Origin of the sequence: Pseudanabaena sp. CCNP1317 (genome assembly GCF_034931345.1) — a bacterium.
Lineage (GTDB): Bacteria > Cyanobacteriota > Cyanobacteriia > Pseudanabaenales > Pseudanabaenaceae > Pseudanabaena > Pseudanabaena galeata.
This window is the reverse complement of record NZ_JAYGIF010000055.1, coordinates 149168-156869: the sequence shown is the minus strand read 5'-3', so window position 1 is coordinate 156869 and position 7702 is coordinate 149168. Positions and strand designations below refer to the sequence as shown.

The following is a 7702-nucleotide window of genomic DNA, read 5'->3' as shown; positions in this document are numbered from 1 at the left end:
GAGTAGTTGTTTGACAATCTTAGGGAAGTTAGATAACATTGTTAACATTATTTTTTGTTTTGACGCTTCTAATTTATCAAATTAGAAGCGTGTTTTTCTAGCTTTTTTCTATCATTCAACACTTCTGGTTTAAGACAAACAAATATCAACTATTTGATTTTCGTCTTATACATAACACCTAAGTTTCTCAGTTTTGTGCAGCCTCATTATTTTGACTCAGCACTGATTGTAGAGCAGACATTGTACTTCTAGCAAAGGTACTGGTTCAACATACTGAAGTATGCACTGAACTGAGGGACATAGGTATTATGCTTAAGACGTTTACAGTCAATTATTCTAAGGAAATGCGCTATCCAAAAGTGAAATTTCTGTATATTTGACAATTTGATATTTCAAGTCTGTTAAACCACTATTTAACGGAGTTCTTTGAAATGCCTAAGCAAATGAGCAAAAAACAAAAAAATGCCAGAAAACATCTACTTGCAAATGATTGGGGCTTTGGTCTGTCTTGTTTCTGGTGTCGGCAAGATTTCCCATTTGAGCAACTTACCCTTGATCACTTGCGTCCTTCAAGTAAAGGTGGATCAAACAATCCAGAAAATTTACGCCTTACTTGCCGCAAATGTAATATCTCACGCGGTAACAGCTTATTTCCACCTGAGCAAAGGTACAAAAGTTCGTCTTTGAACAACTCTGGCAAATAACTTTTGTGTAACTAAAACCTAGATTTTATATTTAGGTTTTAGTTGATTTAAACAATTATATTTCTAACAAATAAACTCAATAAAAATGCATAAACTTTTGATTTTTAATGACGAAAAATTACTTCGTCGTGCGCTTACTCATCGCTCTTTTGTTAATGAAAACTTTGATGAATCTGGACATAATGAAAGATTAGAATTTCTTGGTGATGCCATTCTCAATTTTATTAGTGGCGAATACCTATATGAACAAAATCCTGAAATGGCAGAAGATGAAATGACTCGAAGACGTTCTGCTCTTGTGGATGAAAAACAACTTGCTCGATTTGCGACTGAAGTTGGACTAGATTTTAGAATCCGTTTGGGAGAAGGCGCAAAAAGAGAAGGTGGTTATACCAATCCTAATATTCTGAGTAGTACATTTGAAGCAGTTGTTGGTGCTTACTATTTGGATAATCAACGGAATATTGATGTACTTCGTCCTCTAATAGAACAACTATTTGACTCTGTACCAAAAGATGTCATGGTTGTTCGCTCCAGTATAGATTCCAAAAATAAACTTCAAGAATTCGTGCAGGCAAATGGAGCGACAACTCCTCCCAAGTACGAAACTGAGCAGATTGGCGGAATGTCTCATGCTCCCGAATTCCTAGCTAAAGTCTATGTCAATGGCAAAATCTATGGTGAAGGCAAAGGTCGTAACAAGAAAGATGCAGAAAAAGAAGCTGCGGCTGATGCATTGGCAAAACTGAAAAAGCGGGGATTGCTTTAAATACTCAATTCCAAAAACAATTGGTGTTTTGATTAACTTGAGGATTTTGGCGATCGCCAATGGTTCGTTAACCTATAGTAAACTAGGGCAATAACCTAAAAGCAATTTGGGCAAATCAAGATAAGCGAGTTAGTCAAAAATGATTAGAGAATTTAACGTAGTCATCGAAAAAGACTCTGATGGGTACTTTGTCGCCTCAATCCCCAACTTGAGAGGCTGCCATACCCAAGCAAAATCCCTTGATATTCTTATGGAACGCATTCAAGAAGCAGCAGAACTATGCTTAGAATTCGAGAAACAAGACAGTCCATTTCCAGAATTTGTAGGCATCCAGAAAATTTTAGTAAAGGTATGAGCAAGCTACCAAGTTTGACAGGCAACCAACTAATCAAAGCTCTACAGAAAATAGGCTTTGATATAGCGCGGGTAAAAGGTAGTCACCATATTCTTATTCATGAGGATGGTAGACGAACAGTAGTTCCAGTTCATTCAGGTGAAGATATTGGAACTGGACTACTTTCACAAATTCTCAGAGATTGTCAGATCACAAGAGATGAGCTTAGAGACTTGCTGTAAGTGTAATTCCTGTTTGATTGACTCGAGGATTTTGGCGTTCGCCATCAATCTATAGCTTTGAGAAAGGCGAGCCATCAAACTGTACACTAACAAACTATAAGCAAAGTGGTAAACAAGATGAAAATCAATAGTTTTAATTTTAGAAATAATAGCCAAAATTGGCATCTAGAGAACACTTGCTTTGATAACTTAAACCTGTTAGTTGGTGGTTCGGGCGTTGGAAAAACTAGAATTCTAAAAGCACTTTATTTAATTTGTAATGTTGCTCAAGGCGAAGTCCAAATTTAGAAGATGTAGAATGGTCTATTAGCTTTTCACATTTAGGACGAAAATATCGATGGGAGCTAAAGGCGTTAAATCCAACTGAAACAACTTTTTCTAACGAGCAGCAACACTCTGAGATTGCAGAAGAAAAACTTATTAAATTTACCGAAAATAATAAACCTATAGAAATTCTACATCGCACTAAAACCGAATCTACATTAAATCAAACTCAGATACCGAAACTTAAAAGAACTGAAAGTGCGATCGCTGTTTTGTTTTGAGATTTAGTTGATCGGGTTTTGTGGGTGATGTGGGGCGATCGCAGTTTGATATAAGGAAAAGGCGATCGCATTTATGGGTTGTAAAGGATGATTGCTGTTTGATGGGGAATAGGCGATCATTTATCTAATCGTAAATTTCCCTGCAATGTCTGACCTGATGGATAATGACACTTTTTTGTGATTGCGCGATCGCATAGATAACTCGATAATCTCCAACACGCAGCTTAAAAAAGCTTGATAAATTGCCAAAAAGCGATAGAGGTGTAATTTGCTGTTTAACATAACGTGAGTTCGACGCACTAAAAGATGGCATGATGAAGAGCAGGCAAGCCTTTGAAGAGAAGATCTAAAGCAGGTTTAGTCTCTCGATATGTATAAGCAACCAACCCAGCTAAAAGGTTGACAAGAAAATTAAAAAAACTGGGATGTCTTGAATGCTCTTTTGTATCCTGACCCATGAAAGGCGATGTAGACTGCCAAAGGAAATTTGCGGGGTTATCGAAACGAGCAAAGCTCGTTTCGATAACCCCCAACTAGTCAAAGTTCTAGTGGCGGACTACTAGTCTCAGCTTTTCTTTTGCTTTTGTCTACTCCGTCGAACTGACGTTAATATACAATTATGTTGTTTGGGCGTTATTTGAGCGCATTTTAGAATGGCAGTAGATACAAAACAAGAGCAAAGCATTCGTGAAGTTGTCAATAGATTTGAAACATTATTGTCAGAATTTATTAACAATAAAAATGAGCGTAGGGATGAAATCGACCAAGTATATTTTAATCATGCGATTTCCAAGGCTGTGCTTCGTTATATCAAAAATTATGTAGAATCTTATACTGCTATTCAAGTAATGGGCACTCAAAGATCTACTTCTTTAACTTCAATTTATATTACCCAAAAACTTCAAGCCTATACTTCCATTCGTAGTTTTGAATCAGTGGATGATCTAGAGGAAGCCTTTACTCGCGATCTCCAGAGAAGCTCTTCTTGTAAAGGTCATAATTTGTTGGGTTTGAATATTGCCAATGAAGAAGAATATCTCATGGTATTGGGGCTACCTGCTTCTGGTAAAACAACTTATCTAAAACATATTGGATCTGAAGCTTTACGCTATCCTAAGGGTCGTTACAAGCACGATGTTGTACCTGTGTTTTTACAGCCCCATAAATTCTATCGTGATACCGATACTCTATTACAGGCGATCGCAGAAGAGTTTGAGAAATGTGGGTTTCCCACTCCACAAGAACTAGCGCTATGGATGTTAGAACAGGGCAAGTTAATAATTCTGATTGATGGACTCAATGAGTCCGCTCTATCTCATAACCAACTTTCCCATCTGATCAAAGAATTTGTAACCGCCTATCCACGTAATCGCTATATTGTTTCTAGTCGTTTAGATTCCTATGAAAATAGTTTTGGTCAATTTCTAGAAGTTGAACTTCAGCCTTGGGGAGATCTACATGTGCAGGAATATATTCATAGGTGGTTTACGCTCAACCAAGCTTTTAAGAATGAGTCTTCTCACGATGAAGCTAATAACAATGCCTCGGCAATGGCTCAAAGGTGTTGGGAGATTTTGCAGGTCAATACGATCGCTAGGGAACTAGCAAAATCACCGTTGAGTTTATCCCTGCTCTGCCTACTGTGCGATCGCCGTTATAGTTTACCCAGTAATGTTAGTGGACTTTATCAAAAAAGCATTCAGTTACTAATTGAAGAGCAGTTACTTAATCAACAGCTAGATAATATCGAGGATTGCAGCAGTCTTAGCGTTGTTGTTTTGGAACTAATACTGGCTGAAATTGCCTACAGAGGCTTTGAAATCTGCAAGCTAACATTACCTTTAGAGGTTGTGACAGTTTATATAGAAGACATGCTCACTAACTATTTTCAAGATCTTCAAGAACTATCCACTGATTTTGTGTTCAAGATTTTGAAGAAAATTGGAATTTGTAAAATTATTAATTCTGAAAGTGGAGCTAGTTTTAGCTTTACCCATATTAATTTTCAAGAATATTTTGTCGCTCTATATATACATAAACATAATCAAACTAAAAATTTAGTTGTTAATCATCTTCACGATCGCCATTGGCAAAATGTTTTCCTTTTCCTTGCAGGAATGATGAGCGGTAATGTAGAGGAGCTATTAATTGATATAGAGTTTCAGGCTGCTCAATATATTAATGCATCGAAACTAACTAATCTGCTAATTTGGTTGGAGAAAGTAGCTGTTAACTCTTCAGGTGACTTAAAGAACATATCCAAACGAATTGCGACTTTGTTTCTTGCTCGCCCACGTTTTTTGACGGAGCTTGCACCCGCTCTAAGTTTGACAAGAATGCTATTCTTGGCTCGTAACCTCTATGGGATGTTTGATTCACCCCTAAATTTTGACAAGATTTTTGAGGCAGAACTCTCACTGAGTCTTGCTCAAGCTCTAGATTTTGATAGTTCCACAGAACTTGATTTGGCAATGCAACTTTGTTCTAACTTAGAACAGTCTTTGATTAAGATTGACTATGACCCAAGCCAAATTAACTTTAGAGCTTTGAGTGAAAAATTGAATGAGTTGCATACCCAAGCCCCTAGCTATGATCAACCCTTTGATGTGCGATTACAGTTTCGCAATCAGATTAGCCGCACTTGGTTGCAAACTCTATATCTTCCATTGGATTCCAATCAGCTTTCATATCAAGAAATCACAAATTTAGAGAACTATCTCTATGCAAATTTGTTAATGGTGCGATGTAAAAACGAGGCGATCGCTATTTCCCGCAAAACTTGGCAAGAGATTGAATCACGGATGTTAAGAATCACAAATTAAATAGAAATCATTATTGTTGAGGTGAGCAAAATCTATCTCAACAATAATTGGACTTTGAACTGAGCAACTTCTATTCTCAAACTAATGATGATCGCTTTGAATCCATTTTTAGATTTACATCTAAATGGAATAAATGTAAATTTGCTGATTTTAGTCTTGGCAGCTAGCCTTGATCGCTTAATTGGTGATCCTTTTGATTGGTTGCATCCTGTACAGGTGATGGGATGGTTAATATCGCGGTTTACTAATTTGGTGCTGATTCAAGATCCTGTTACGAACACCCGCATTCCTCGCTTTGAGCCAATAACCATGAAGATCTTAGGCGTAATTTTAGGGATGAGCATGATTTTAGGAAGTGGAGTTGTTGGCTGGTCGATCGCCATGGCTGCATCAAAAGTCCATCCTCTTTTGGCGATCGCAGTTTCTAGCATCTTACTCGCCGCTTGTTTTGCGGGGCGGAGTCTTCGTGATGCTGCCGAGTCGGTATTAGCAGTCTTACAAACGGGAAATATTGAAAATGCTCGCCAAGAGTTGAGTCGTTATGTGGGGCGTGACACAGCCGATTTGACAGAATTAGAAATTTTACGGGCGGTGCTAGAAACTGTGACCGAAAATGCGATCGATGCTGTTACTTCGCCATTGTTTTATGCCTTGATTGGTTCGGTATTGTTTGATTATGGCGGTGTAGCCCTCGCGATCGCCTACAAAGCATCTAGCACTCTTGACTCAATGGTGGGCTATCGGGAATTACCCTATTCCGATCTCGGTTGGTTCAGCGCCAAAACCGATGATGTGCTTACTTGGTTGCCATGTCGGCTCACGGTGCTTACTTTAGCTTTGCTATCAGGCAAGCCGATTTATGTTTGGCAAATCTGTCAACGTGATGCGAAGCAAGACCCTAGCCCCAATTCAGGATGGAGCGAATGTGTCTATGCGGCAATCTTACAAGTACAGCTAGGCGGCGAAAATCGCTATCGGGGACTTGTCAAACAAAAGCCTTTATTGGGAGATGCAATTGAGGCGATCGCTGCACCTAAGATTTCACAGGCTCTCAAACTAACCAGTATCTGTTTTTTGCTGTGGCTCAGCTTCACAATAGGTCTAGTCATCTTTTTTAAGTAGATCATTAAAAGATACATTGCGATCGTGGGAAGAGCAACATTCCCATTGGCAGATCTCATGGAGTAATGCTTTGCCACCCTATCATTTTTTGAATTAATGAATCTATAGGCGATCGCATTGCTAACTTACTCAATAATTCATCAGGCGATCTATAATTCTCAAAACCTCCCACAACCTAAACCAAAATCTCAAGATTTGCCAGTTCAGCTTTTTAACTATTGGTCTAGTTAAATAAGGAATTTATCTTGTAAACGCTAGCAATATTAAACACGGTAAATAGCAGTCGCAAAACTCATGCCTGACAACAGAACATTTACTGAACTTGGGTTAGTTGGATGTGTTGAAGATAAAACAGATATTTCTGTCAACTAAAAATCTGTAATAAAATCCTAATAAGGAAAATTAAAACTATGGTTCAACTTCTCCGAATTTCTGAAGAAACAAGCCTTGAGAGACTAGAGCAAGACTTTCTCTTACAGCGGAATGACGATCGCAACTTCTTTTTAGAATGGCAACAGGATCTGCCAAATCTAACAGAAAGCGATCGCGAAGATTTGCAACGGATCGCAGAACTTTATGAACGCATTAGTCGGCGATCTGTGGTTTCAGAAAACATCATTAAAATGGCGATTTTGTCCCCATTACTCGATCTTGCAGGATTTTATAGCTCTCAATTTGCAATCGCTGATGAAGAATCCATCGAAATAACCACCAATGATGGTGAAACCGTCTATCGAGGACGCATTGATATTCTCGTAATCCAACAAAGTCTGTGGGTAATAGTCATCGAGTCCAAGAGCAGTAGCTTTTCCTTGCACAAAGCTTTACCTCAAGCCCTTGCCTATATGCTGGCAAGCCCTAACTCACCCAAAACCACTTTCGGATTAATTACTAATGGTGGCGAATATCGCTTTTTGAAACTAAATCATCCCAATTTACCTACCGAACCACCACAATATGCTCCATCTTCTCTATTTTCTATTTCGCCCCCAGACGATCATCTTCCGACTGTATTACAAATTTTGCGCCGCATTGCCAAAATGATTGCACCTTGATTAATCAAATAGAAAAAGCGTCAGAATTTTGACAACATCCACCGCGATCGCAGTTTTCACACCTTGAGATGAATGGTAAAGCTGAGATTGTTATATTGGAGATAGTAAT

The 7702-nt window shown here is 38.4% G+C and carries 9 protein-coding genes and 1 pseudogene; 8 read left to right on the top strand and 2 right to left on the bottom strand.

Annotated elements, in window-relative coordinates; translation table 11 throughout:
* Positions 1-431 precede the first annotated feature (431 nt).
* The 5 genes from VB775_RS10955 (at position 432) to VB775_RS10935 (ending at position 2337) form a co-directional block, all read left to right on the top strand.
* Entirely contained in the window at positions 432-704 is a 273-nt protein-coding gene (locus VB775_RS10955; protein WP_281005569.1) for an HNH endonuclease, read from the top strand.
* A gap of 85 nt (positions 705-789) precedes the next feature.
* Positions 790-1473, top strand: coding sequence for a ribonuclease III (gene rnc / locus VB775_RS10950; RefSeq protein WP_281005568.1), 684 nt, complete (start codon positions 790-792; stop codon positions 1471-1473).
* A gap of 139 nt (positions 1474-1612) precedes the next feature.
* A complete protein-coding gene (locus tag VB775_RS10945; protein ID WP_281005567.1) occupies positions 1613-1828 on the top strand; it encodes a type II toxin-antitoxin system HicB family antitoxin in 216 nt (71 codons plus the stop codon).
* Positions 1825-2049 (top strand): type II toxin-antitoxin system HicA family toxin, encoded by a 225-nt coding sequence (locus VB775_RS10940; RefSeq protein WP_281005566.1) that lies wholly within the window; start codon positions 1825-1827, stop codon positions 2047-2049. Before VB775_RS10945 ends, VB775_RS10940 begins: the two co-directional genes overlap by 4 nt.
* A 117-nt stretch (positions 2050-2166) precedes the next feature.
* Positions 2167-2337: a hypothetical protein gene (locus VB775_RS10935; protein ID WP_323216791.1), complete on the top strand. Its 171-nt coding sequence runs from the start codon at positions 2167-2169 to the stop codon at positions 2335-2337.
* A 381-nt stretch (positions 2338-2718) separates the two neighbouring features.
* Here VB775_RS10935 and VB775_RS10930 read toward each other — a convergent pair whose 3' ends face one another.
* The gene (locus VB775_RS10930; RefSeq protein WP_407072932.1) at positions 2719-2907 is read right to left on the bottom strand and encodes a type II toxin-antitoxin system RelE family toxin; all 189 of its coding nucleotides are present in this window, start codon (positions 2905-2907) and stop codon (positions 2719-2721) included.
* Positions 2894-3034 (bottom strand): annotated as a pseudogene (locus tag VB775_RS10925) (IS982 family transposase); the annotation flags it as partial. The gene VB775_RS10930 and the pseudogene VB775_RS10925, both read right to left, overlap by 14 nt.
* A gap of 213 nt (positions 3035-3247) precedes the next feature.
* On the opposite strand from VB775_RS10925, the gene VB775_RS10920 reads away from it, so the two are divergent.
* The 3 genes from VB775_RS10920 to VB775_RS10910 all read left to right on the top strand — a co-directional run bounded on the left by VB775_RS10920 (position 3248) and on the right by VB775_RS10910 (position 7593).
* Positions 3248-5416, top strand: a complete 2169-nt coding sequence (locus tag VB775_RS10920) for an NACHT domain-containing protein (protein ID WP_281005564.1) — start codon at positions 3248-3250, stop codon at positions 5414-5416.
* 87 nt (positions 5417-5503) lie between these two features.
* Positions 5504-6538 carry an adenosylcobinamide-phosphate synthase CbiB gene (gene cbiB / locus VB775_RS10915; protein WP_407072988.1) on the top strand — a complete coding sequence of 345 codons (1035 nt, stop codon included), beginning with the start codon at positions 5504-5506 and terminating at the stop codon, positions 6536-6538.
* A gap of 410 nt (positions 6539-6948) precedes the next feature.
* Positions 6949-7593 carry a type I restriction endonuclease gene (locus tag VB775_RS10910; protein WP_281005562.1) on the top strand — a complete coding sequence of 215 codons (645 nt, stop codon included), beginning with the start codon at positions 6949-6951 and terminating at the stop codon, positions 7591-7593.
* Positions 7594-7702: the final 109 nt, after the last annotated feature.